At 70.7% G+C, this 22,818-nt stretch carries 20 protein-coding genes and 1 pseudogene; 8 read left to right on the top strand and 13 right to left on the bottom strand.

Annotated elements, in window-relative coordinates:
• Positions 1 to 124: 124 nt before the first annotated feature.
• The gene (locus tag ACH4U7_RS12290) at positions 125 to 1,168 is read right to left on the bottom strand and encodes a zinc-binding dehydrogenase (RefSeq protein ID WP_398527880.1); all 1,044 of its coding nucleotides are present in this window, start codon (positions 1,166 to 1,168) and stop codon (positions 125 to 127) included.
• Positions 1,169 to 1,277: 109 nt separating this feature from the next.
• Between ACH4U7_RS12290 and ACH4U7_RS12285 the strand changes: the two genes are divergently transcribed.
• On the top strand, positions 1,278 to 2,576 hold the full coding sequence (locus tag ACH4U7_RS12285; protein WP_398527997.1) for an SGNH/GDSL hydrolase family protein: 1,299 nt from the start codon (positions 1,278 to 1,280) through the stop codon (positions 2,574 to 2,576).
• Between the two features lie 76 nt (positions 2,577 to 2,652).
• Here the strand turns inward: ACH4U7_RS12285 and ACH4U7_RS12280 are convergent, their stop codons facing one another.
• From ACH4U7_RS12280 to ACH4U7_RS12265, 4 genes are all read right to left on the bottom strand, one after another.
• A complete protein-coding gene (locus ACH4U7_RS12280) occupies positions 2,653 to 3,168 on the bottom strand; it encodes a DUF6328 family protein (protein ID WP_398527879.1) in 516 nt (171 codons plus the stop codon).
• 23 nt (positions 3,169 to 3,191) lie between these two features.
• The gene (locus ACH4U7_RS12275; RefSeq protein ID WP_398527878.1) at positions 3,192 to 4,946 is read right to left on the bottom strand and encodes a glycoside hydrolase family 15 protein; all 1,755 of its coding nucleotides are present in this window, start codon (positions 4,944 to 4,946) and stop codon (positions 3,192 to 3,194) included.
• A gap of 117 nt (positions 4,947 to 5,063) precedes the next feature.
• Positions 5,064 to 5,390, bottom strand: a complete 327-nt coding sequence (locus ACH4U7_RS12270) for a plasmid stabilization protein (RefSeq protein ID WP_385609952.1) — start codon at positions 5,388 to 5,390, stop codon at positions 5,064 to 5,066.
• A gap of 135 nt (positions 5,391 to 5,525) precedes the next feature.
• Positions 5,526 to 6,335 carry a X2-like carbohydrate binding domain-containing protein gene (locus ACH4U7_RS12265; RefSeq protein ID WP_398527877.1) on the bottom strand — a complete coding sequence of 270 codons (810 nt, stop codon included), beginning with the start codon at positions 6,333 to 6,335 and terminating at the stop codon, positions 5,526 to 5,528.
• On the opposite strand from ACH4U7_RS12265, the gene ACH4U7_RS12260 reads away from it, so the two are divergent.
• Positions 6,334 to 6,894: an ATP-binding cassette domain-containing protein gene (locus ACH4U7_RS12260; RefSeq protein ID WP_398527876.1), complete on the top strand. Its 561-nt coding sequence runs from the start codon at positions 6,334 to 6,336 to the stop codon at positions 6,892 to 6,894. The two genes, ACH4U7_RS12265 and ACH4U7_RS12260, sit on opposite strands and share 2 nt — an antisense overlap.
• On the opposite strand, the gene ACH4U7_RS12255 is transcribed toward ACH4U7_RS12260, so the two are convergent.
• The 6 genes and pseudogenes from ACH4U7_RS12255 to ACH4U7_RS12230 form a co-directional block, all read right to left on the bottom strand.
• The gene (locus tag ACH4U7_RS12255) at positions 6,780 to 7,133 is read right to left on the bottom strand and encodes a hypothetical protein (RefSeq protein WP_398527875.1); all 354 of its coding nucleotides are present in this window, start codon (positions 7,131 to 7,133) and stop codon (positions 6,780 to 6,782) included. The two genes, ACH4U7_RS12260 and ACH4U7_RS12255, sit on opposite strands and share 115 nt — an antisense overlap.
• Positions 7,097 to 8,434 (bottom strand): serine/threonine-protein kinase, encoded by a 1,338-nt coding sequence (locus ACH4U7_RS12250; RefSeq protein ID WP_398527874.1) that lies wholly within the window; start codon positions 8,432 to 8,434, stop codon positions 7,097 to 7,099. The genes ACH4U7_RS12255 and ACH4U7_RS12250 overlap by 37 nt, the downstream gene beginning before the upstream one ends.
• A gap of 64 nt (positions 8,435 to 8,498) precedes the next feature.
• The gene (locus ACH4U7_RS12245) at positions 8,499 to 9,368 is read right to left on the bottom strand and encodes an ABC transporter permease (protein WP_358635108.1); all 870 of its coding nucleotides are present in this window, start codon (positions 9,366 to 9,368) and stop codon (positions 8,499 to 8,501) included.
• Complete coding sequence (locus tag ACH4U7_RS12240) at positions 9,328 to 10,197, bottom strand: ABC transporter ATP-binding protein (protein ID WP_398527873.1); 870 nt, start codon at positions 10,195 to 10,197, stop codon at positions 9,328 to 9,330. The genes ACH4U7_RS12245 and ACH4U7_RS12240 overlap by 41 nt, the downstream gene beginning before the upstream one ends.
• Complete coding sequence (locus tag ACH4U7_RS12235; RefSeq protein ID WP_398527872.1) at positions 10,194 to 10,649, bottom strand: MarR family winged helix-turn-helix transcriptional regulator; 456 nt, start codon at positions 10,647 to 10,649, stop codon at positions 10,194 to 10,196. Before ACH4U7_RS12235 ends, ACH4U7_RS12240 begins: the two co-directional genes overlap by 4 nt.
• A 60-nt stretch (positions 10,650 to 10,709) precedes the next feature.
• Positions 10,710 to 11,455, bottom strand: a pseudogene (locus tag ACH4U7_RS12230) (IclR family transcriptional regulator).
• Between ACH4U7_RS12230 and ACH4U7_RS12225 the strand changes: the two are divergent.
• Positions 11,433 to 11,786, top strand: a complete 354-nt coding sequence (locus tag ACH4U7_RS12225; protein WP_398527871.1) for a hypothetical protein — start codon at positions 11,433 to 11,435, stop codon at positions 11,784 to 11,786. The pseudogene ACH4U7_RS12230 and the gene ACH4U7_RS12225 overlap by 23 nt on opposite strands.
• An 86-nt stretch (positions 11,787 to 11,872) precedes the next feature.
• Positions 11,873 to 12,826 carry a DUF5996 family protein gene (locus ACH4U7_RS12220; protein WP_398527870.1) on the top strand — a complete coding sequence of 318 codons (954 nt, stop codon included), beginning with the start codon at positions 11,873 to 11,875 and terminating at the stop codon, positions 12,824 to 12,826.
• 29 nt (positions 12,827 to 12,855) lie between these two features.
• On the opposite strand, the gene ACH4U7_RS12215 is transcribed toward ACH4U7_RS12220, so the two are convergent.
• The gene (locus ACH4U7_RS12215; RefSeq protein WP_398527869.1) at positions 12,856 to 14,055 is read right to left on the bottom strand and encodes a serine hydrolase domain-containing protein; all 1,200 of its coding nucleotides are present in this window, start codon (positions 14,053 to 14,055) and stop codon (positions 12,856 to 12,858) included.
• Between the two features lie 13 nt (positions 14,056 to 14,068).
• A complete protein-coding gene (locus tag ACH4U7_RS12210; protein ID WP_398527868.1) occupies positions 14,069 to 15,028 on the bottom strand; it encodes an alpha/beta hydrolase in 960 nt (319 codons plus the stop codon).
• A gap of 117 nt (positions 15,029 to 15,145) precedes the next feature.
• Here ACH4U7_RS12210 and ACH4U7_RS12205 point away from each other — a divergent pair, with 117 nt between their 5' ends.
• The 4 genes from ACH4U7_RS12205 (at position 15,146) to ACH4U7_RS12190 (ending at position 22,617) form a co-directional block, all read left to right on the top strand.
• A complete protein-coding gene (locus ACH4U7_RS12205) occupies positions 15,146 to 16,180 on the top strand; it encodes a helix-turn-helix domain-containing protein (RefSeq protein ID WP_398527867.1) in 1,035 nt (344 codons plus the stop codon).
• Positions 16,181 to 16,468: 288 nt separating this feature from the next.
• Positions 16,469 to 19,024 carry a PA14 domain-containing protein gene (locus ACH4U7_RS12200; RefSeq protein WP_398527866.1) on the top strand — a complete coding sequence of 852 codons (2,556 nt, stop codon included), beginning with the start codon at positions 16,469 to 16,471 and terminating at the stop codon, positions 19,022 to 19,024.
• Between the two features lie 142 nt (positions 19,025 to 19,166).
• Positions 19,167 to 20,063, top strand: a complete 897-nt coding sequence (locus ACH4U7_RS12195; RefSeq protein ID WP_398527865.1) for a dioxygenase — start codon at positions 19,167 to 19,169, stop codon at positions 20,061 to 20,063.
• A 502-nt stretch (positions 20,064 to 20,565) separates the two neighbouring features.
• Positions 20,566 to 22,617: a bifunctional serine/threonine-protein kinase/glutamate ABC transporter substrate-binding protein gene (locus tag ACH4U7_RS12190; RefSeq protein WP_398527864.1), complete on the top strand. Its 2,052-nt coding sequence runs from the start codon at positions 20,566 to 20,568 to the stop codon at positions 22,615 to 22,617.
• Positions 22,618 to 22,818: the final 201 nt, after the last annotated feature.

Raw genomic sequence — 22,818 nt, 5'->3', positions numbered from 1 at the left:
GATGGAGCGCGCTCGCGTCGCGGTGTCGCTGCCGTCCCACTGGTAGCGGCCCCGTTCCGCGCCCCGCAGTCCGGCCGGCGACGCGCCGACGATGACGACCCGGCCCTCCCGGACCCGGTGGCTGTCAGGGGCGGACGAGGACGGTGCCGACCTTGCCGGGCCGTACCGCGTGTTCGACGGCGTCGGTCAGCTCGCCGAGGCCGTACTCGGCGGCCACGACGAACTGGTCCTTGAGCCCCAGCGCGATCTGCTGGGCGGTGGCGACGTCCGATGCCCGCCTCTCGGCGGAGGCTTCGGACAGCCAACGGCCGATGTTCTTGCCCCGCAGCGTCAGCGACTTGTTCAGCAGCGTCGACGCGTGCAGTGGGATCGGCTCCTCGGCGATCAGCCCGTAGCTGACCAGCTTCCCGCCCGGCGTCAGCAGGTCCAGAAGGCTCTCGGCCAGCTTCCCGCCGATCGGGTCGAGGGCCACACTCACCGGCCGGCCACCGGCCGCCTCGCGGACCGCGTCGGTCCAGCCCGGATGCTCGGTCGAGACGACGGGCACGTCCGGGAACCGCCTGCGCAGCTCGGCGGCGCCGCGGTCGCTGCGGACGACGTTGACGAGCCCGAAGTGGTGGAACTGGGACACGCCCGTCACCAGCCGCCCGACCGATGAGCCCGCGGCGGTCTGCACCAGAACACCGTCGTATCCGAAGGCCGGGTGCTCCTGTGCCGCACGGCGCAGCATCACCGTGGTCAGCGGGTTCGCCAGCAGTTGCGCGGCCACCTCGTCCGGCAGTTCGTCCGGTACGGCGACCACCACCTCGGTGTCCGCCACGATCCACTGGAACCAAGCCCCCGGATGCGGGAGGACGGTGACCCGGCCGCCGACCTCCACACCCGGCGCGACCGGTGTTCCCGGGCCGATGGCCGCCACCACGCCGGTGGCTTCCACACCGGCCGGAACGGGCGTTGCGGCCTCCCCGGGGTAGGCCTCGACGGCCTGGAGATCGCCGGGGTGCACCGGGAAAGCCGTGGTGCGGATGAGCACTTGGCCTGGCTCGGGCGCTGTCGGCTCCGGCTCCTCGACGACGGTCAGACCTCGGCAGGCGGCCGAGCGGCCGGGGACCGTGTACCTCAGGCCACGGGTGGGAAGGGTGGGGTGCGTCCACATCGTCGTGGCCACCGGTCGGGAGTCGTGGCCACCGGTCGGGAAAGGATGGTCCGTGCGAAGAATTACGCGAAGACTCGGTCTCTTGGCGGCGGCTGTGCCCGCCGCCGTTCTGCCCATCGTGATGCTGGTGTCCGGCGCCCAGGGGGCCGAGGAGAGCGAGACGCACACCGCACCGGCCGGGGGAAGCGCGGGCGCACCGCCCGCGGGCACCCACTGGGTGGGCACCTGGGCCGCCATGCCCCAGCTGACCGAGCCGGGAAACATGCCGCCCGCGCCGTACACCCAGGACGGCACGGTCTTTGCCGACAGCACACTCCGGCAGACCGTGCATGTGTCGGTGGGCGGCAGCCATCTGCGGCTCCGCTTCTCCAATGCCTTCGGCGGCGCGCCGCTGCCCATCACCCGCGTCTCCGTGGCCCTTCCCGTGGACGGCAGGGCCGGGGTGAGCGCGATCAGACCTGGCACATCCCGGCCGGTCACCTTCCACGGCCGTGCCTCGACGACCGTGCCGACGGGCGCACAGGTGGTGTCCGACCCGCTGGACTTCAAGCTGGCGGCGGGCTCGAACCTCACCGTGACCGCTTATCTGGCGACGGGCCAGCACTCGACCGCCATCACCTCCCACCCTGGTTCGCGCACCACCTCGTACATGCTGCGCGGCGACCACGTCGAGGCCACGGACCTGGCGGGGGCTGCCTCGGTCGACCACTGGTACTTCCTGAGCGGTGTGGAGACATGGTCGCCGGCGCGCACCCGGGCCACCGCCGTGCTGGGCGACTCGCTCACCGACGGGAGGGGTTCCACCACCAACCAGAACGACCGGTGGACGGACCGGCTGATGGCCCGCCTGCGTACGGACCGCAGAACGTCCGACACCGCGGTGCTCAACCAGGCGGCCGGCGGGAACCGGGTGCTCACGGACGGGTTGGGTCCGGGCGGCCTCTCCCGTGTGGACCGTGACGTCCTGGTACAGCCCGGCGTCACCTCTCTGATCGTCTTCGAAGGCGTCAACGACATCGGGACCGCCCCTGCCACCCCCGACGCCCAGAAGGACGTCGCGGACCGGCTCATCGCCGCCTACGACCAGATCATCATGCGCGCCCACGCGCAGGGGATCCGCGTCTACGGGGCCACCATCACACCGTTCGGCGGCAACCACGACTACGACGACGCGGCGGGCCACCGCGAAGCGACACGGCAGCGGGTCAATGACTGGATACGTACGAGCGGCCGCTTCGACGCGGTCGTGGACCTGGACAGGGCGGCCCGGGACACGGACGATCCACGGCGCCTCCGCCCGGACCTCGACGTGGGTGACCATCTGCACTTCAACCCCGAGGGCTACCGCGTGCTCGGCGACGCCTTCCCCCTGGACCTCTTTGTGAACCGGCCGCTGCCGCCCGGCTTCGGCTACAACTGATCCGGCGATCGGCGCCCCGTCGCAAGGCGGCGGGGCCGACGCGTCGTCGGCCCCGCCCCGATGGCTTCGCGCCCGTTCAGTGATCCTTGCGGTGGCGATGGAAGAGCCAGGCCGCGGGGGCGAACCAGCAGCCCACGAACCACACCAGGGCCGCGACCGTCAGCCAGAGCGCGGTGACGTCGGCCACGACGACGCGCAGGATCAGCAGCAGCGCCGACACCACCGTGCACAGCAGCAGCACCAGCCCGGCCACGGTGAAGCGGGCCGCGATATGCACCGTCTCCGGCTTCAGCCGACGCCCGGTGACGATCCGGTGCAAGGAGACCGGTGCGATGAGCGCGCCGTTGGCTGCCGCGCCCAGGAGGACCGTCACGATGTAGATGGTCCGATCCGCGTGGCTCAGGCTCTGGAAGCGTGGGGTGAAGGCGACCGTGAGCAGAAAGGCGAACAGGATCTGCATGCCCGTCTGCGTCACCCTCACCTCCTGCAGCAACTCGGCCCATTTGCGGTCGGCCCGCTCTTCCCGGGTCTCCTCGCGACCGGACGGTGGTGCACGGCCGTCGGGCCTCGGCGCTTCGTCGTCGTCATGCATCACCATGCCTCCTTCGCGATGCGCTACCGCCGCTCCCCGAGGCGGGCCGCTGTTTCCAGCAGCTGGGCGTGGACGAACGCCTGGGGCAGGTTGCCGCGCAGCTGTCGCTGGCCGACGTCGTACTCCTCGGCGAACAGGCCGGGGGCGCCACAGGCCGCGCGGGTGCGTTCGAACCAGCGGTACGCGCCGATGGAGTCGCCCTCGTGATGGGCGGCCAGTGCCATCATGAAGCCGCACAGCAGGAACGCCCCCTCCGTCTCGCCCAGCGGTGTGTCACCGTGGCGAAAGCGGTAGAGATAGCCGTCCTGAGCCAGCCGGTCCTCGATGAACCGGCGGGTTCGCGGACCGCTGGGGTCTTCCGCGGGGAGGCAGCCGCGGGCGAGCGGAAGCAGCAGGCCGGCCTCCGCTCCGGCGTCGTCCTCGGCGCGGGTCCAGTGCCCCTCCGGGGCCAGACAGCGCCGGCGGGTCTCCCGCAGCACGGCACTGGCCAGGGTGTCCCACCGGGCCGCGGCGCGGCCCGGCAGCGCGCGGGACAGGCAGCGCAGCCCGGCCACCACACAGAGCCGGGAGTGGGTCCACCACCGGTCCTCCAGCTCCCACAGACCGGCGTCCGGTGTCGGCCAGCGGTGCTCGATGGCGTCCACCGCCACATCGACGGCGCGCCGGGCTTCGGGGGTGAGGCGGTCGAGGCGGGCGGCCGCCGCGTAGAGCTGCAGCAGCTCACCGTAGGTGTCGAGCTGGAACTGGGCACCGGCTCTGTTGCCGATCCGGTCGCTGCCGCCGGGATACCCGCGCAGTGACAACGACCGGGCCCCCGGGACCTCGGCCCCGGTGACCGTGTAGACCGGGCGCAGCGCGTCGCCGTCGTCGAGCAGCCGTTCGGTCAGATAGCCGACAGCGGTGTCCAGCAGCGGGTGCGGGCCGTGCGCGGCCACGGCGAGTCCGGCGTAGCACTGATCGCGGACCCAGGCGAAGCGGTAGTCGTAGTCGCGGCGGGCACCGGCCCGCTCCGGGAGCGAGGTGGTGGCGGCGGCGACCATCCCGCCGGACTCGCTGGTCAGGCCCCGCAGTACGGCGTAGGCGTGGCGGGCGTCGCGAGCCGCGGCCAGGTCGGTGCAGGCGGGGACGGCGGCCGCCCAGCACTCTTCCGTGGCGCGCCACAGCCGTACCGGTTCCAGGGGCTGGGTACACGGCCGCGCCGAGAGCTCGAGGACAAGGTCGTGCTCGGCGCCTTCCCGTACGGTCAGCTCGCCGTGCACGCCTCCTCCGGGGGTGGGGGTGGCGCCTTCGGCGCCGGTGAAGCGCAGATGCAGCCCTCCGCCGGAGGCGCACCACACACCGTCGTGCGCCCAGGCGCCGGTCATGGGGTGCGCGCCGAAACCGGGGCGGGAATCGAGCCGCAGCCGCATCCGGGCGCTGCCCTTCACGGCCCGGATGCGGCGCAGCAGGACGAGCCGGTCCGGGGTGGCCGGCATCGCCAGCGCCTCGCGGCATTCGATCACGGCATCGCCGGTGATCCAGCGGCCCACGTGGATGAGCGTGCCGTCCTCGTACGCGCCGCCCCAGGCGTTCCAGTCGTCCCGCGGGCCTACGGTGTACTCCCCCGCGCCGCCGATCAGGGCGGAGAAGACGGCGTCGCCGTGCCAGCGGGGCGCGCACAGCCACACCACCTCGCCACGGGGCCCCACCACGGCGCCGCGCTCCCCGTCCGCGAGGACGGCGTACTCCCTCAGCACCCATGGTATGGGCGGGGCCGGGGCAGCGTCGTCCACCGTCATCCCTCCTCACCGCCCACCCCACCGCCAAGCGTCCGCACTTTGAATGCATAACCCTTTGCGCAGCGGCGGACAGCCGCCGCCGCTGCGTTGTGACAGGTCAGCGCGTACGCGTAGCCGTCAGCGGCCGAGCGCCTTCGCCAGCTGCTCCTTGGTCATATGGGAGCGGCCCTCGATACCGCGGTGCTTGGCCTCGTTGTACAGCTGGTCACGGGTGGGGCCCTTGGCCCCGCTGTGCGACCGCTGCCCGCCTCGCTCCGGCGCGGACTTCGGGTCCCGCAGGGAGGTCTTGCTCGCGGTCTTGGCCTCGCCCGATCGGGCACGTTCCTTGTTCACGGTACGGGCGGCGATCTCCTTGGCCCGGGAGGTGGGAGTACCCCGCTCTTCCTGGCTCTCCTTGATGTGTTCGTACTGTCGTTCCCGTTTGCGGCTGGATCCTGCAGGCATCGCTCAACCTCTCTGTCCCGCGTGTGTACCGCCTTCGGGGAACAGGGCCGGCCGGGTGGGCAGGCGCCGGTCCCCCGGGTGGCGGACACGGCTTCCAACGTCGCCTTCAACCATATGACGGGCGGCGCTGCCGGGTCAGCCGGGGGTGCCGGTCACCGAGGTTCCCGTCTTGGTGACGTGGTAGGTCACCGAGGCGCCGCTCCAGAAGTCGAAGGTCAGCGTCACCCGGGAGCCGTCCTTGACCGCGTTGAAGAAGTCGGGGGTCAGTTTGATGGAGTCGCCGGTGTACGCCGAGAACGCGGTGTCCCACTGCTGATACGGGGTCCAGTCGGCCGGGCCGGCGTTGCTCCCGTCGTCGTATCTGGCCTCCATCGTCGCCAGCATGTCGCCCCGGAACTGGGTGGGGATGGCGTAGGAGCCGGTGCTCCCGGTGGCGTTCGACAGCACCGGGGGGTCGTAGGTGATCACGTCGACCCGCCAGGGGACGCCCCGGGAGAATCTGGCCTCCAGCGTGGCGTTGACCCCGTATGCCCGGTCGCCGGCCAGCCGGCTGAGGGCGGCGGCCGTCAGGGTGAGCCGGTCGCCGGAGACGGTGTAGTCCTCGCCCTTCACCAGGTCGCGGTTGCCGTGTCGAAGCCCCTGGAAGTCGGTGCCGTTCGGGTTCAGGGTGAGCGTCTGGCTGGTGATGGCGCCCGACTTGGGGAGGAACACCATGTCACTGGAGGCCGTTCCCGAGCGGGTGGTCCAGCTCGACTTGATCTGGGCGAACAGCTCCGGGTCCCGCCATTGCAGCTCATTGCGGTTCAGGAACTGCCCGGCGTCCCACAGCATCGTGGTGAGCTGCCGCTGGTGGGCGTACTGGCCCAGGTACTCGAAGTACTTGCGCACCTCGCCGCGCTCGATGATGCCGGGGCGGGTGTGGTTCGGCGGCACCTTCCCGCTCATGGGCGTCGGCCGTTGCTTCTTCGTCGGCGCCGAACCCACCAAGGGATGGGGCCCGTTCAAGTTCTCCGACAAGAAACTCGCGGGCGAGATCGCGGTCCGTGAGATGCAGTCGCTGGGCATCACCCGTGTCACCGACGGCAACCGCCTCGTGGGCGCCCTCTCCGGCGGTGAGCGCCAGGCCCTGGCCATCGCCCGCGCCGTCTACTTCGGCACCAACGTCCTCATCCTCGACGAGCCCACCGCCGCCCTCGGCGTCAAGGAGGCCGCCCATGTCCTGCGGATCATCATGCAGGCCAGGGCCAAGGGCGTCGCGGTCATCCTCGTCACCCACAACGTCCGCCACGCCATGTTGGTCGGCGACCACTTCGCCGTACTGATCCGCGTGCTGGGCCGCCGCGATACGTACGAGTTACGCACGACGTGGCGGCCCCGTCGCGTGCCCGTTCAGGGGCTGACCATGGCCTTGCCGACCTTGAGTCGGGCGCGGGCTCCGGTGAACAGGAGGTGGCCCCGGCTCTCGTCCTTTCCTCCCTTCGGCATGTCCACGCGCAGCTCGTAGTGTTCCTGGGCGCCTGTGGTGATCAGCAGTTGCATCGACCGATACTTCTTGTCCTTCACCTCGTACGTGGTGTCGGTGACCATGGCCTCGTAGCCGTGGAAGCTGGTGGGGCTGTACAGCGTCTGGGCATTGTCGTCCGCCCAGGACAAGGTGGCCTCCGACGCCCACTCCTTGATGGTCGTGGGCACCGCCTCCTTGCGGGTCAGCCGGAGCTGGACGGTCTTGTCGCCGTAGGCCACCCACTGGGAGGGGTTCCGGTGGTCCGCGCCGGAGTCCGAGCGGTCGTACTCGGCCGTGCCGGCGGGCACCGACACGATCGCGTCGAATCGCTTCTCGCGGTGGGCGGTCCAGGTGCCGGGGCGCGGCGACGGGCTGCCGCTCGCGCTCGGGCCGGTGGTCTTCTCCGCCACCGACTTCGCTCCGTCGTCGCCCGCGGTGACCCCCGCCCAGACGGCGCCCCCGGCGGCCACCACGCCGACCAGGGCGAAGGCGAGCAGCTGTCCGGTGGTGTATCGGCGCTTGGCGGCGTACGGGGGCTTGGGGGCGGGGCCGATGGTGTGGACGTGAGCGGGTGCGACCGCGGCGGGCGGTGCGCCGGCCCCGCCTTCCCCGTGCTCTCCCCGAACTCCGCCAGCTGCCAGCCGTGCTGGGTCGCCACCAACGGTTCGGGGCCGTCCGGTGCGGGCCGCCCCTCGGCCACCGCCCGCAGCGTGGCCGCGGCGGACGACGCGTCGGGCCGCCGGTCCGGCTCCTTGGCGAGGAGCCGCAGGATCAGGGGCCCGAGCGGCCCCGCCCGCCCGGGCTCGGGCGGCTCGGCGGCCAGGATCGCGGCGAGCGTGGACTCGAGCGTGTCCCGCCGGAAGGGGGTCCAGCCCTCGACGGCCGCGTACAGCACCACCCCCAGTGACCACAGGTCCGCCGCCGCACCGGCGCCGCGGCCCGACATCCGTTCCGGGGCGATGAACTCGATCGATCCGACGAACTCCCCGCTGGCCGTGAGGGATTCCTCGCCCAGGATGTGTGCGATGCCGAAGTCGGTGAGCACGACCCGGCCGTTCTGTCCGAGCAGCACGTTCGCGGGTTTCACATCGCGGTGGATGACACCGACGGAGTGCGCGGCCGACAGGGCCTCCACGACGGCGAGACCGATCCGCGCGGACTCGGCGGGCGGCAGAGCCCCGCGCCGCAGCACCTTGTCCAGGGCCTCGCCGCGGACCAACTCCATGACGATCCAGGGCAACCCGTCCTCGACGACCACGTCGTGGATGGCGACCGCGGCGGGATGCTCGACGCGCGCGGCGGCGCGGGCCTCGCGGTAGAGGCGTTCGGCGGCCTGGTGGAAGGCGGGATCCTCGGGGTCGCCGGAGATTTTCGGCTGCTTGACGGCGACCTCACGGTCGACGAGCTCATCATGCGCCCGCCATACGGTGCCCATGCCGCCGGAGCCGATACGCTCGGCGATCCGGTAACGGCCGCCTATCAGCCACCCCTCGATTCCCGCGCGTCCCGCGCGTCCACCGCTGTCGCTGCCGTAGCTCATGTCCCATCAGTACCGTGTGGGTTCTTGCCTTGTCGACGCGGGGGCCGACTTTCGCAGCCCGCGGTCAGCGCGCCAGCCTCCCCAGCAGCGAGGAGGCCGCCGCGATACCGGCCGCCGCGGCGAGCACCAGGACGAGGTAGTCGAGTGCGAGATGGTGCGGTGTGCCGAGCAGCAGTCCGCGCAACGCGTCGACTTGGTAGCTCAGCGGATTGGCGGTGCTGACGGCCTGGAGCCAGCCGGGCATGAGCGCCACCGGATACAGCGCGTTGGAGCCGAAGAACAGCGGCATGGTGATGGCCTGCCCGATGCCCATCAGCCGGTCGCGGGTCAGCACGATCCCCGCGATGGTCATCGACAGACAGGAGAAGAAGGCCGAGCCCAGGATCACCGCGACGGCCACCCCGAGCAGCCGCAGCGGATTCCAGGTCAGCGCCACCCCGAGCAGCGCCGCGATGACGATCACCACGACCGCCTGGATCAGCGCCTTCACCCCGGCGGCGAAGGCCTTGCCGGTGATCAGGGCGGCGCGCGGGGTCGGGGTGACCAGCAGTTTGGTGAGGATCCCGGCGTCCCGCTCCCAGATGATCTGGATCCCGTAGAAGATGGCGATGAACATCGCGGACTGGGCGATGATGCCGGGCGCGAGATAGTCGATATACGGTGTGCCGCCGGTCGGTATGGCCTTGAGCCGGGTGAAGGTCTCACCGAAGATCAGCAGCCAGAGGGCGGGCTGGACGGCCCGGGTGTACAGCTCGGTGCGGTCGTGCCGCAGCTTCTGCAGCTCGACCACGCACATCGCCCCGACCCGCGCGGGCAGCATCCGCCAGCCGGTGCGGGGGCGCGGCGGCGTCAGCAGCGGATCGGGCCGGCCGTCCGGCGCGAGCCCGACGGTCTCAGCCGACCCGGGACGCGGTGCGACGGGTGCTTCGGACATCGCGGAAGTCTCCTCCCTGCTCATCGAGTCCCTGCTCATCGAGACCGCGGCCGGCGACGTCCCGGAAGACGTCCTCCAGGGTCGGCGCGGGATCGGCCTTGCCCTCCGCCCGGCGGCGGTCGGCCAGCTCGGAGCGCAGCTCCTCCGGCGTTCCGAGTGCGTGGATCCGGCCGCGGTGCATCAGCGCGACCCGGTCGCAGTACTGGTCGGCCTCGTCCATGTAGTGCGTGGTGACCAGCACGGTCATCCCGGTGGCCGTCCGTACCGCGTTGATGTGCTCCCATACGCTGGTGCGGGCGATCGGGTCGAGGCCGATCGTCGGCTCGTCCAGCATCAGCAGCCGGGGCGCGCTGACCAGTGCCTGGGCCAGTTCGAGGCGGCGGACCATGCCGCCGGAGTACGTCTTGGCGAGCCGGTCGGCCGCCGCGGTGAGGTCGACCGCCTCCAGCGCCCGCGCCACGCGGGCGGCCCGCTCCCGGCGGGTGACGTCGAAGACGCGGGCGAACAGCTCCACATTTTCCCGGCCGGTGAGCCCGGCGTCGGCGGACAGCTGCTGCGGTACGTAGCCCAGCAGCCTGCGGACCGCCATCCGCTCCTTCGCCGCGTCGTGTCCGAACACCCGCACCATGCCCGCGGGGACCGGCAGCAGGGTGGTGATGCAGCGGATCGCGGTGGTCTTGCCCGCTCCGTTGGGGCCGAGCAGCCCGAAGACCTCGCCCGGCCGGACCGACAGCTCCAGGCCGTCGACCGCCTTGGTCTCCCCGAACGCGTACCGCAGCCCCTCGCAGACGAGCGCGGGCTGAGCGGTGGTTTCCCGGACGTCGGTCATATCCCATCCACCTCCTCATGAAGGTTCTCGGCCAGTTTGCGCAGCGCCGGAACGGCGGCGGCCAGCGCCACCCGGTCGCTCTCGGACAGCCGCGCCACCTGCTCGCGTACCAGCGCGCCACGCCGTACCTGCCACTCCCGCAGCCGGGCCCGGGCGGCGGGGGTGGCCGTCAGCAGCGCGGAGCGCCGGTCCTCGGGGTCGGTCTCGCGGTGCAGATAGCCGGCCTTCATCAGCTGGTTGACCAGGGTGGAGACCGAGTTGCCCGCGAGGTAGAGCTCCTTGGCCGCGGCCGACACCCGGATCCGGGGACTGGCCACGACCAGCCGCAACAGGTCCACCTGGGCACCGCGCAGCCGCGGCTCCGTCATTCCGGCCCGCAGCCGCCGCCGGATCAGCCGCTGGACTCCGGCCAGCACATCGGCGAACGAGTCGGGGAACTCCTCTGTAGCCATGCCTCCACGTTACCTCTCAATGAGAGGTAACTGTCGAGAGGCAATTGCCGAGGGAAAAGATCAACCCATGTGACCCATGCGGTGGCTGATCTCCTCGGCGCCCTTGAGCAGCGCGGGAGCGAGTTCCTTCATACGCTCCTCGGTGAAGCGGTACGCAGGTCCCGACGCGCTGATCGCCGCGATGACCTCGTTGTTCTGGGAGCGGATGGGAGCGGCCATGGCGTGCAGCCCGACCTCGAACTCTTCCAGCGCCATCGCGTACCCGCGCTCCAGGGCCGCCGCGAGGTCCTTCTCCAACGTCACCACGCTGGTCAGGGTCCGCGGTGTCGCCCGTTTCATACCGCCCTCCGCCGGCAGTGCGGCGCGCCGCCGGGCCGGCAGATGGGCCAGCAGGAGCTTCCCGCTGGAGGTGGCGTGGAGCGGGGTGAGCTGGCCGACCCAGTTGTGCGAGCCGATCGCGCCGGGTCCGCGCACCTGGTAGAGGTTGACCGCGTAGTGTTCCCGCAGCACACAGATGTTGATCGTCTCGCCCAGCTCTTCGGCAAGGCGCTCGCAGACCGTACGGCTCTGCTGGATGACGTCGATGCGTCCGGTGACCGCGCCGGCCAGCCGCACGACGCCAAAGCCGAGGTGGTATTTCCCTCGCTCGGCTGCCTGCTCGACCAGGCCATGCGCCTCCAGCGCCCCAATGATGCGGAACGCGGTTGATTATGGACGCCGAGCTCCGTGGCGACCTCGCTGACACCCGCCTCGCCGCGCTGAGCCACGATCTCCAGGACACTGATGGCCCGGTCGTTCGAGCTCAACGCCATGCGTCCGGTCGTCATCAACAACTTTCTGAACTCTGCACCCATCCTCGCCGACGCCTGCCCCAAGACGCGGGAGTACTGCATCGAGGACGCCGAGCTCAACCGGGACCAGATCGACAGCTATGTCGACCGGTCATTCATGCTGGTCACCGCGCTCTCCCCGGTGATCGGCTACGACAGGGGCTCGGCGATCGCCCACAAGGCCGACGACGAGGGCACCACGTTACGCGAGGCCGCACTGGCGTCGCGCTATATCAGCGCGGAGGACTTCGACCACATCGTCAGGCCCACCACCATGGTCGGCCAGGAGAAATCCCGGTCGGCGTAGCAGAATGGGTATGAGGTGCCATCGCGGTCCATCGCGGTGTCGCCCGGGCGACTCGCCGTTCCCATCGATGAGTTGGGAGGTTCGTCGTGAGCACATCCATCCGCGTATGGCCACGGCTGGTCTACGAGGAACTGGCTCCCATGGTCGCCTTCGTGAATCGATTGGTGCAGGTCGCGGGCAAGTACACCCTCGACGAGCCCTTCGAAGTCGGCTGGGGAAACATCGTCCTCGATGTCACACCCCGTGGGCTCAGGACACCAACGCTCCGGAAGCGAGATGTGACCTTCACCGTGCACTATCGTCTGCTCGACGGCGACGTGGTCATCGAGGCGGACTCGGGCACACGCACCGTGCCGTTGTTCGACGAATCGCTGTCCGCGTTCTACGCGTCGTTCTGCCACGCGGTGGGCGACCTCGGCATTCGCCGCCCGGGCTCCTCGTTGATCTGCGAGATTCCCGGTGCCCCGGCGACCTTCGGAGACGATCGCGTCGAACGCCACTGGGATGACCGCATCGCTGGGCTGATCTGGAGCGCGCTGAACCTCGCCGCCGGCGGGCTCGAGGCGTGGCAGGCGCCCTTCCAAGGCCACCGCCCCCGGGTCGGTGTGATGTGGGGCGGTTTCGACCTCTCCGCCACACGCCACCGCGGACGGCCCACCGCGCCACCGACCCATGGCCCGGCGTTTCTCAAGAACGCCCAGATCGAGGAGTACATGGCGGTGGGATTCGCCTTCGGCACCCCCGATGCGCCGGATGCGGGCATGTACGCCTACATCTGGCCCCAGCCGGACGGCCTCGAGGGCCGGTCCTGGGGGGTCGACGGCGCGGCCTGGAATCCCGACGCCGGTCTGGTTCTGCTGCCGTGGGCCACGCTCAGGGACACACCCAACCCGCACCAGTCCATCGTCGCGTTCGGCGACGCCGTCTACGACGCCGCCGTCGAGACGGCGGGCTGGCCGTCGGACCTCGTCGGGCCCCGCTGCGACGGTTGGTACATGAGCAGGACACCACCTTCCCCGGTCGAGGCCCAGCACCACTGACGTCCGCCGCTGTCGGGCCGGTCCGTACCCTACGAGGTCTTCTCGGCCGGGGCGTCTGCGGTACCGCACATCGCCTGCCGGTACAGCGTCGACAGCGCGTCGTCGATGGGGTGGGGCTGCGGCTTGCCCGAGGAGTCCGGCTTGTTCCACCTCATGAGGTTGATCGCGACGGACATCTGACGCTCGCCGTCGGCCCGGGTCAGGGACATCGTTCCGGCTCCCCACACCGTGCCGGTGTTGCCCCAGAAGGTGGCGCCGTCCGGGGTGCTGACCTTGTGCAGACCGAAGCCGTAGTCGACCGTCGTGCCGTCCAGGGCGCGGACCGGGCCCGTGCGCTGCATCTCCGCCAGCGACGACTGGTCGACGATCTCGCCGTCGAGCAGCTTGCCGAAGAAACGGTTGAGATCCTCCATGGTCGATATCAAAGACGCCGTCAGCCACACCCAGGACATGTTGTAGACGCTGTAGTCGCGCGGCGGGTCGATCAGGCCGTGCAGGGCCTCGTATATCCGTGGGTGCGGGCTCTCGATATGCGTGCCGGACGGAAACTCGGTGTGCCGGAGCCCGGCGCGCTCGATCACATTCTCGGTCACGTACTTCTCGGCCGGGCTACCAGTCGCCTGCTCCAGGAGTTGGCCCAGGAGCACGTAATTGGTGTTGGAGTACACCCCTTTAGGGCCTCCGGGCTCGCATACGGGCGGCGCCGCGAGCCCCATCTCGATCAGCTCGGCCGGGTCGAACTGCCGGAAGCGGTTGTCGTCCACCTTCTCGGGCGAGATGTCCGACAGAGAGGGGACACCACGGAGGGACGAAAACGCGGAGGGGATGTAGTCACAGATGCCGCTGGTGTGGTTGAGCAGCATCCGCACCGTGATCTCGCTGCCGCGCTCTCCCGGTACCAGCCGCGGCAGATAGCCGCCGATCGGCGCGTCGAGTTCGATCCGACCCCGCTCGACCTGCTGCATGATGGCGGCGGCGGTGAAGGTCTTGGTGATGCTGCCGACGCGATGGCGCATCTCGGGGCTGACGGGACGGCCGGTTTCGACATCGGCGACCCCGGAAGCGCCGCGCCATGTCCGGCCGCCGTCGCGCACCTCGGCGAACACCCCCGGCATCCCCGCCCGATGGACACCGTCCAGGGCGGATTGAAGCTCCGCGGGATCGAGATCGGTCGACGAACTCGCGCCGTCGGCCATCACGTCGTATGCCTCGTTGGGTTCGGTTCTCAAGACATCCGTCCTTTCATGCTCCATGAGTGCATCGGGGAATTTCCCCGTTCAGGGCCCCGTTCAGGGCCCCGTTCAGGGCCCCGTTCAGGGCGCGGCGCAGGGCGGCGCCGAGCTCGGCGTTCTGCCGCTGGGAGACCTCGGCGGACAGAATCGCCTGCGATCCGTGGAAGGTGCCGGGCCACTGGTGCAGTTCGACCGACACGCCCGCCTGCAGCAGGCGCAGCGCGTACGCGATGTCCTCGTCGCGGTTGGGACACAGCTCCGCGGTGGCGATGTAGGCCGGTGGCAGGCCGGACAGATCGGCGGCCCGCGCGGGGGCGGCGTACGGTGTCGCGGCCTGGGAGCCCAGATACTGCCGCCACGCGGTGGTGGCCTTGTCGCGAGTGAACCAGGGCGTGTCCGTGAAGTTCCGCGCCGACCACGTCTCCTGCCGGTCGTCGAGCCCCGGTTGGTTGAGCAACTGGAAGCAGATCGCGGGCCCCCGCTCGTCACGCGCCCGCAACGCCAGCGCGGCCGCGAGCCCGCCGCCGGCACTGTGGCCTCCGACCGCGATCCGCGCCGGGTCGACGCCGAGTTCGGCCGCGTGCTCGGCCGTCCAGTTCAGCACGGCGTAGGCGTCGTCCAGGGCGGCCGGGAAGCGATGTTCGGGGGCCAGCCGGTAGGCCACCGAGATCACCACCGCGCCGGAGCCGGAGGCGATCCGGGCGGCCCACGGGTGCTCGGTGTCCAGGTTCCCCATGACGAATCCGCCGCCGTGCAGCCAGACGACGGCGCCCTGCGCCTGATGCGGCCGGTAGATCCGCACCGCCACGTCCGGATCGGCGGCCACCGTACGGTCCTCGACCTCCATGTCCGCGGTGTCCGGTACCGGCACCGCGGCGGCCAACCCGGCGAAGCTCGTGCGTGCGGTGGCCGGCTCGGTCAGATCGGTCCGGGGGAACAGCGGAATGAATGCTTCGAGTTCGGGATCCATGACGACCATCCTCACGGCCGTCCCGCGAGGGGTCATCCGCCATCCGTCGCGCATCCCGCCCCGATCACGCACCGACCGGCGCCCCTGCCCGTCTCCCCGCCCTTCTATCCTTCTGCCATGGAGGCACTGGCCGTACGGCTGTCGGGACTCGATCCGTACGTCGACGGCGCGATCCGCATCGTGGCGTTCTACGACACGCTGATGCGCCGACGGGTGGATCTGCCGGCGCTCGCCCGCGCCTCGGCGGGCCTGGCCGAATGCGTCGCCGGGATACGGCTGCACGGCACGGGACGGACGATCCGCGTCTCACCCCATGGCACGGAGGCGTCCACTCCGCAGCAGCCCGCGTCCACCACGGCGCCGATCACCCTCGACGACGAGGAGATCGGCACGGTGTGGCTGGAACGCCCCGGCTCGCCGGGCCCGCTCGACGAAGTCCTCCTCGACCGGCTCGCCATCGCCGCCGCGGCGGCCGTCGAGCGGTACGGCCCGGCCCGCACCACCATGGCCGACCCCGCCCTCGTCGAACTGGCGATCAGCGCAGGCAGCGACGAGGCGGCCAGAGCGCGGGCGCTGCGGCTCCTGGGGTTCGCCCCCGATCTGCCGGTCCATGTCGTCGCCGTACGCTCACGGCTCCCGCTCGACCGGATCGGCGGCCTGATCTGCCCGGCCCGCCCGGTGAAGGCGGCGCCGCTCGCCGACGTGGGTGTCATCCTGGCCACCACCGTGGACCCGGCCCGGTTTCCGGCGGACGTACACGCGGGCATCGGCGCCGCCGGAAGCCCCGACCGATCCTGGCGGCAGGCCCGCACCGCCCTCCGCTTCACCACCGCGCGCGAACCCGTCGTCCGCCACGCCGATCTGGGCGCGCTGGCGCTTCTGGCCGAGATACCCCGGGACGCCTCACTCGACAACGCCGACGTGGCCGCCATCGGCCGTATCGCCGGCAATGCGGATGACATGGAGGTGCTGGACGCCTACTGCGCCACCGGCTCCCTGCGCCGGGCCGCCGACCTGCTCCATCTGCACCACAGCAGCGTCGCCCGCCGGGTCGAACAGCTCGCCAGAACCTTGGACATCGAGCTCACCGGGCCCACCGGGCTGACCCGGGCCAGGCTCGCCCTCACCATATGGCGGCTGCACAACGACTGAGCCACTGGCGGGGGTTCATACGCGACCGCCGGGGCGAGCCGTGACCGACACATACGATGTCATTGCCCGGCCGGGAGCGTGTTCATGGTCTGGACTTGAGGTCGGGAGCCGTGCTCTTATGCCAACTACTCCTGATGACAACGTTGTACAGACTGAAGTACCGAGCCGCCACCCTTCCTCAGGCAAGGAGGATTCGTGCGCATCAGATCGCTCAGTCCGTTCCGTCCATCAAGACCGTTAAGGCGGTCCAGACCGCTGAGAAACCGAATCGCCCTGCTCATCGCGGTAGTGCTGGGTGTCGCGGGACTGACCGCCGCACCCGCCGCGACGGCGGCGGACGATCCCCCCGAGGTCCATGGCCTCAAGGGCGAGTACTACACCCAGTCCGCCCCCGGCGCCTTCGACTTCCATGAGCTCAAGGCCACCGGATTCGATCCGCGGCTCGACTTCGACTCCCTCGAGTCCCGGCTGAGTTCCGCCACCGGCCGGTCGGACGACGTCAGCGTCCGCTGGACCGGCCGGATCGTACCGGAGAAGACGGGGCCCACCACCTTCTCGATCAGCGGGGACAACGGCTTCCGCCTCTGGGTCGGCGGCAAACTCGTCATCGACCACTGGGTCGACGACTGGGACCGTGAACAGACCAGCGAGCCCGTGGAGTTGACCGCGGACACGGCGTACGACATCAAGGTCGAGTACTTCGAGCACTACGGAGGCTCCAACCTCCATGTGCGCTGGACACCGCCCGGCGGCACCAAGACGGCCATCCCGCAGTCCGTCTTTCTGCTGCCCGAGGGCTACGGCTACAACGGCGCCATCGCCACCACGGTCCTCAAGGACGGCCGGACGCTCAGGCTCGACTTCGCCCAGACGCTCCGGACACCCCCGGCCGAACTCGCCGACCACCTGACCGCCGTGATCGGTGGTGCCACCTGGCCGCTCGGCGAGGCCCGGCTGAACCAGGCCGACCCCACGTCGCTGCTGGTCGCGCTCAAAGAGCCCGTCGTCGGCAACAAGACCGGCACCGCACGCGGCACCGCCGATGTCCGCTACGACGGAACGGGCGGTCTGACCGGCATGGATGGCAACGTTGTCAGATCCTTCTGGAGCAGCGGGGCCAACCACTCGACGTACGAACTGCGCACCCGGTGGGCCGACGACGTCACCCCGGCCAACGCCCACCGCGAGTACCCCAGACCGCAGCTGACCCGTGGCGACTGGCAGAACCTCAACGGCACCTGGCAGTTCGCCGCGGCCAAGGCGGGCGAGCAGCCGCCGGTGGGCAGGAACCTCGCCGAGAAGATCCTCGTCCCCTACCCCGTCGAGTCCCAGCTGTCGGGCCTCGAACGGCACGAGGACCGCATGTGGTACCGGCGCACCTTCACCGTCCCTGCCGACTGGCACATCGGCTCCGGCAAGCGTCTGCGGCTGAACTTCGGCGCGGTCGACTGGCGGACGGAGGTCTATGTCAACGGCACCAAGGTCACCGATCACCAGGGCGGCTACGACAAGTTCGGCGCCGACATCACCGACGCCCTCGAACCGGGCCGTACCCAGGAGCTGATCGTCGGCGTCTACGACCCGACCGACGCCACGAGCGGCGAGAACCCGCCCCTCGGCAAACAGCGCCTCGACCCCAGTGGCATCTGGTACACGCCCTCCTCCGGCATCTGGCAGACGGTCTGGCTGGAGCCGGTGGCGTCCGACCACGTCGATTCCCTCAAGCTCACCCCGGACGTGAACGCGGGCACCCTGACGGTCGAGCCGCGGGGCATACGGGACGGCCTTCCGGTCACGGCGACGGCGTACGAGGGCGAACGGCCCGTGGCCACCGCCACCGGGCGCAGCGGCACCCCGCTCACCCTGACGATCCGCAACGCGCGCCTGTGGTCGCCGGACGATCCGTTCCTGTACGACCTCAAGGTGAGCGTCGGCTCCGACCGCGTCGGCAGCTACTTCGGTATGCGCTCCATCGCGGTCGAGAAAGTGAACGGCACCCCGCGCACCGTTCTCAACGGCAAGCCGGTGTTCATGATGGCCACCCTCGACCAGGGCTTCTGGCCGGACGGTCTGCACACCGCGCCGAGCGACGCGGCCCTGGCCTACGACCTGCGGATGCACAAGGCGATGGGCTTCAACGCGGTCCGCAAGCACATCAAGGTCGAACCGGACCGCTGGTTCTACTGGGCGGACCGGCTGGGCCTGCTCGTCTGGCAGGACATGCCCGCGATGACCGCGGGGGTGAATCCGGACGCGGCGTCCCGCGCCGAGTACGAACGCGAGATGAAGCAGATGATCGACGAGCACATCAGCAGCCCGTCGATCGTCATGTGGGTCACCTTCAACGAGGGCTGGGGCCAGTACGACATGGCGCGCATCGCCGACCAGGCCAAGGCATGGGACCCGACCCGGCTGATCAACAGCATGTCGGGCCTCAACCTCGGTGCGGACGGCGGCACCGGCGACATCATGGACGAACACGGCTATCCGAGCCCCGCGCTGCCCCCGCACCCGGACGGCGAACGCGCCCTGGTCAGCGGCGAGTACGGCGGCCTCGGCCTGGCCGTGCCCGGACACGCCTGGTCGGTCCAGCAGTCCTATGTCGACGTCGACCCGGCCACCTACACCGACGACTACCTCACCAAACTGGCCGAGGTGCACGCCCTGGCCTGCCGGGGCGGCAACGGCGCGGTGTACACGCAGATCACGGATGTCGAGGGCGAGCTCAACGGGCTGCTCACCTATGACCGCAAGGTCACCAAGCCCGATATACGGCGGCTCAAGGCGGCCCACGAGGCGTTGATCGACGACGTGTCGCGGGCGACCCCCGCCAACTGCGCCTGACCCGAAGCCGCCCGGCGGACGTCTCCCGTCCCGCCGGGCGGCTTCGTCCGTGCCCTCGCGCGGCCTGTCCCTGGAACGTGTTCCCCGGTCGGCCCACCGGGAACACTCCGACCACCACGCCGCCCCGAGGAGGTTCCGCCACATGACCACCACTCCCGCAACGTCGGACCAACAACACGGGGTCGAGGACGAGTTGGTCCGTACGGTGCTCGCATCGTTCCGGAACACACCGGATCCCCGTCTCAAGGAGGTGATGCAGGCCCTGGTGCTCCATCTGCACGCCTTCATCCGCGAGGTCCGCCCGACCGAGGCCGAATGGCAGCAGGCCATCGACTTCCTCACCGCGGCCGGACACATCACCACCGACCGCCGCCAGGAGTTCGTGCTGCTGTCGGACGTCCTCGGCGCGTCCATGCAGACGATCAATGTCAACCACGAAGCCACCGCCGACGCCACCGAAGCCACGGTGGTCGGCCCCTTCTTCGTCGAGGGCTCCCCCGAGATCCTCCTGGGTGGCGACATGGCCGCGGGCGCCCCGGGAGAACCCTGCTGGGTCGAGGGCACCGTCACCGACACCGACGGCAACCCCGTCCCCGGCGCACGCCTGGAGGTGTGGGAAGCCGACGAGGACGGCCTCTACGACGTGCAGTACGACGACGGCCACCTCGCCGGCCGGGCCCACCTGTACACCGATGCCAAGGGCGGTTACGCCTTCTGGGGGCTCACCCCCACGCCGTATCCCATCCCCCATGACGGGCCCGTCGGAGCCCTGCTCGACAAGACCGCGCGCTCGCCGCTGCGCGCTGCCCATCTGCACATCATGGCCACCGCACCGGGCCTGCGCACCCTCGTCACCCACATCTTCGTCGAGGGCGACAGCCTGCTGGACTCCGACGCCGTGTTCGGCGTCAAGGAATCCCTCGTCAAGCGATTCGCACGGCAGCCGGCCGGCACACCGGCTCCCGACGGACGGGACCTTTCCGGGAAGAGCTGGTCCCGCGTGCGGTTCGACATCGTGCTGCCTCCGCAGAGCACGTGACGGGCCGACGGCCGACGGGCCCCTTCCCGGCCCGGGCTCACGTTCCGGGCTCACTTTCCCTCGGCCGGGTCGGCCAGGTGGACGCACGGAGGCAAGGACGCCCGGGTGGGCGAGGGTGAGCGATACGACCCCCTCGGCGATGTCTTCCTTCCCGGAGACCGTCAAGGTCGCTCCCGCTTTGCGATCCGCTCCTCGGGGGTCAATCCTGGTGGAGACGCATGCCGACCGATCGTGTGGACCGAGCGCAGGAGCCGCGTAGCCTGCGGCGACCGCTGCCCGAGCAGGGAGCGGGTTCCGGATGAGACCTGTCGTCGACCTCAATCGGTGCCAGGGATTCGCGCAGTGCGTGTTCCTCGCCCCGGATGAGGACTGAGCGCCGGCCCGACTCCCCTCGAAGCTCCTGTCCGCGCTGCGGCACCTGTGGCAGAGTTGGGCAGGGCTGTGCTCCGGGGGCCCGCGGAGCCGACTCCGACCAGGGCCTTCGTCGGGGTGAGGGGGATGTGTGGCACGGGTGATCGACGGCCGTTTCGAGTTGCTGGGGCGGCTCGGCGGTGGCGGCATGGGACTGGTGTGGCGAGCGCATGACCTGGCGCTGCACCGTGAGGTCGCGCTCAAGGAGGTCCGCCCGCCCGACCCGGGACTCGCCGAGTACGACCCCGAGGCCGCCCGCGCGCTGCGCGCCCGTGTCCTGCGGGAGGCCAGGGCGCTCGCGCGTATCGGCCACCCCAACGTGGTGACCATCCATCACATCGTGGACGGCGACGAACACACGTACCCGTGGCTCGTCATGGAACTAATCGCCGGTGGTTCGCTGCAGGGCCGGCTCGACCGCGGTCTCCTCTCCCCCGCCGAGGCGGCCCGGCTCGGGCGGGGGATGCTGGCCGGACTGGAGGCGGCACACGCCGCGGGCATCCAGCACCGGGACATCAAGCCCGCCAACATCCTGCTGCGGCCCGACGGCAGCCCGGTCCTCACCGACTTCGGCATCGCGGCCGTCCAAGGGTCCACCGCCCTGACGGCCGCAGGCTCCGTCATCGGCACACCCGACTACATGGCGCCCGAGCGCGTGTCCGGCGAGGACGGCGGGCCGGAGGCCGACCTGTGGTCGCTGGCCATGACGCTCTACGTCACCGTCGAGGGGCGCAACCCAATGCGCCGCGGCAATACGCTCGCTACGCTCGCGGCCGTCCTCGGTGAGGACGTGCCGCCGCCGGAGCATGCCGGAGCGCTGACCGCCGTACTGATGTCCGTACTGGTCCGCGACCCGCAGGAGCGACCGGACGCCCGGACGCTGGACCGGTTGCTGACCGAGGCGGAGGCGGAAGCCGAGGCGGAGGCGGCAGCCGAGGCGGAGGCGGAGGAAGCCGAGGCGGAGGCGGAGGCCGAATCCGCGCCGACGGCCGGGCCCGCGGCGGGGGCCGAATCCGCGCCGACCGCCGGGCCCGCGCCGACGGCCGGCTCCGCACCGACGGCCGGGCCAGCGCCCGCGGCGGCCAAGGCTCCCGCCGACGGTCCCACCTCCTACCCGCTCGCCCCGCCCCACACGGCCGCACCGCAGCCGTCGCCGTCCGTGCCGCGGCAGGGCGAGCCGCCCGTGTACGTGTCCCCGCCGCCCCCGCCGATGCCGCAGGCACCACCGGTGCACCCGCCGGCGCCGCCGCCGGTGGCCCGGTCACGGCGCGGCTGGGTGTACGGGTCGGCCCTCGGCGCAGTCGTACTCGCGGGCGCCCTCCTCTGGGCGCTGCTGCCCTCGGACGACGGCTCCGACGGCGACAACACCTCCCAGAAGCCCGACACCGCCGGCACCCCCGGCAAGGCATCGGCCGACACCCCGAGCGGCGGACCGAGCGGCGGCAAGAAAATCACCATCGGCGTCAAGTTCGACCAGCCCGGCCTGGGCCTCAAGACGCCGGACGGCCACTACACGGGCTTCGACGTGGACGTGGCCACGTACATCGCCAAAGCGCTCGGCCACGATCCCGCCGACATCGAGTGGAAGCAGACCCTCGCCAGCGACCGCGAGGCCATGCTGGAGCGCGGAGACGTCGACTTCGTCGTCGCCTCGTACGCCATGACCGACGCGCGGGAGAAGAGGATCGACTTCGCGGGCCCCTATCTGGAGGCCCACCAGGACGTCCTGATTCGCAGGGACAACACATCAGTCGGCACGGCCCAGGACCTCAACGGTCGGAAGGTCTGCGCGGTCACAGGGTCCGTCTCCGCGCTCAACGTCCGGACGAAGTTCGCACCGCAGGCACAGGTCCGCGAACGCGCCACCTACGCGCTCTGCCTCTCCGATCTGACGGACGGAGCCGTGGATGCCATCACCGGCGATGACGCCATTCTCGCCGGCTACGCAGCCGCGCAACCGAACGGGTTCAAGCTGGGCGGCCTCGCGATGACCGAGGAGCGCTACGGCATCGGCGTCCCCAAGGGCAGCCCGCTCAAGGACAAAATCCAGCGGGCTTTGGACAAGATGACGGATGACGGGTCCTGGAACAGGGCGCTGAGCAAGAACCTCCCCCTTCTGCAAACGGACGCGCCGACCCGGTGATGTGGCTTGCCGCGCCCCCGCGCTTCCCTGTCACTCGGCCGTTTCGTGCTCGCCTTCGACCAACTCGGCCAGCCGGTCCCGCAGGGCTGCCTTGACCGGTTCCGGCAGTCAGCCGCCGCTGGTGGCCTCCAGCAGCCACAGACCGCCGACGGCGAGCCGCGCGAGAAACAGGTGCTGAATCCTTTCGCGCGGCCCGCGCCT

It is taken from the genome of Streptomyces sp. NPDC020845 (assembly GCF_044334165.1).
GTDB lineage: Bacteria > Actinomycetota > Actinomycetes > Streptomycetales > Streptomycetaceae > Streptomyces.
This window is presented reverse-complemented; position numbering and strand designations above follow the sequence as displayed.

Coding starts and splice junctions, on each gene's coding strand:
- ACH4U7_RS12285 (WP_398527997.1), top strand. CDS start 1,278: ATGCTGGTGTCCGGCGCCCAGGGGGCCGAGGAGAGCGAGACGCACACC.
- ACH4U7_RS12280 (WP_398527879.1), bottom strand. CDS start 3,168: ATGCATGACGACGACGAAGCGCCGAGGCCCGACGGCCGTGCACCACCG.
- ACH4U7_RS12275 (WP_398527878.1), bottom strand. CDS start 4,946: ATGACGGTGGACGACGCTGCCCCGGCCCCGCCCATACCATGGGTGCTG.
- ACH4U7_RS12270 (WP_385609952.1), bottom strand. CDS start 5,390: ATGCCTGCAGGATCCAGCCGCAAACGGGAACGACAGTACGAACACATC.
- ACH4U7_RS12260 (WP_398527876.1), top strand. CDS start 6,334: ATGGGCGTCGGCCGTTGCTTCTTCGTCGGCGCCGAACCCACCAAGGGA.
- ACH4U7_RS12265 (WP_398527877.1), bottom strand. CDS start 6,335: ATGAGCGGGAAGGTGCCGCCGAACCACACCCGCCCCGGCATCATCGAG.
- ACH4U7_RS12250 (WP_398527874.1), bottom strand. CDS start 8,434: ATGAGCTACGGCAGCGACAGCGGTGGACGCGCGGGACGCGCGGGAATC.
- ACH4U7_RS12245 (WP_358635108.1), bottom strand. CDS start 9,368: ATGTCCGAAGCACCCGTCGCACCGCGTCCCGGGTCGGCTGAGACCGTC.
- ACH4U7_RS12240 (WP_398527873.1), bottom strand. CDS start 10,197: ATGACCGACGTCCGGGAAACCACCGCTCAGCCCGCGCTCGTCTGCGAG.
- ACH4U7_RS12235 (WP_398527872.1), bottom strand. CDS start 10,649: ATGGCTACAGAGGAGTTCCCCGACTCGTTCGCCGATGTGCTGGCCGGA.
- ACH4U7_RS12225 (WP_398527871.1), top strand. CDS start 11,433: ATGGCCCGGTCGTTCGAGCTCAACGCCATGCGTCCGGTCGTCATCAAC.
- ACH4U7_RS12210 (WP_398527868.1), bottom strand. CDS start 15,028: ATGGATCCCGAACTCGAAGCATTCATTCCGCTGTTCCCCCGGACCGAT.
- ACH4U7_RS12205 (WP_398527867.1), top strand. CDS start 15,146: ATGGAGGCACTGGCCGTACGGCTGTCGGGACTCGATCCGTACGTCGAC.
- ACH4U7_RS12195 (WP_398527865.1), top strand. CDS start 19,167: ATGACCACCACTCCCGCAACGTCGGACCAACAACACGGGGTCGAGGAC.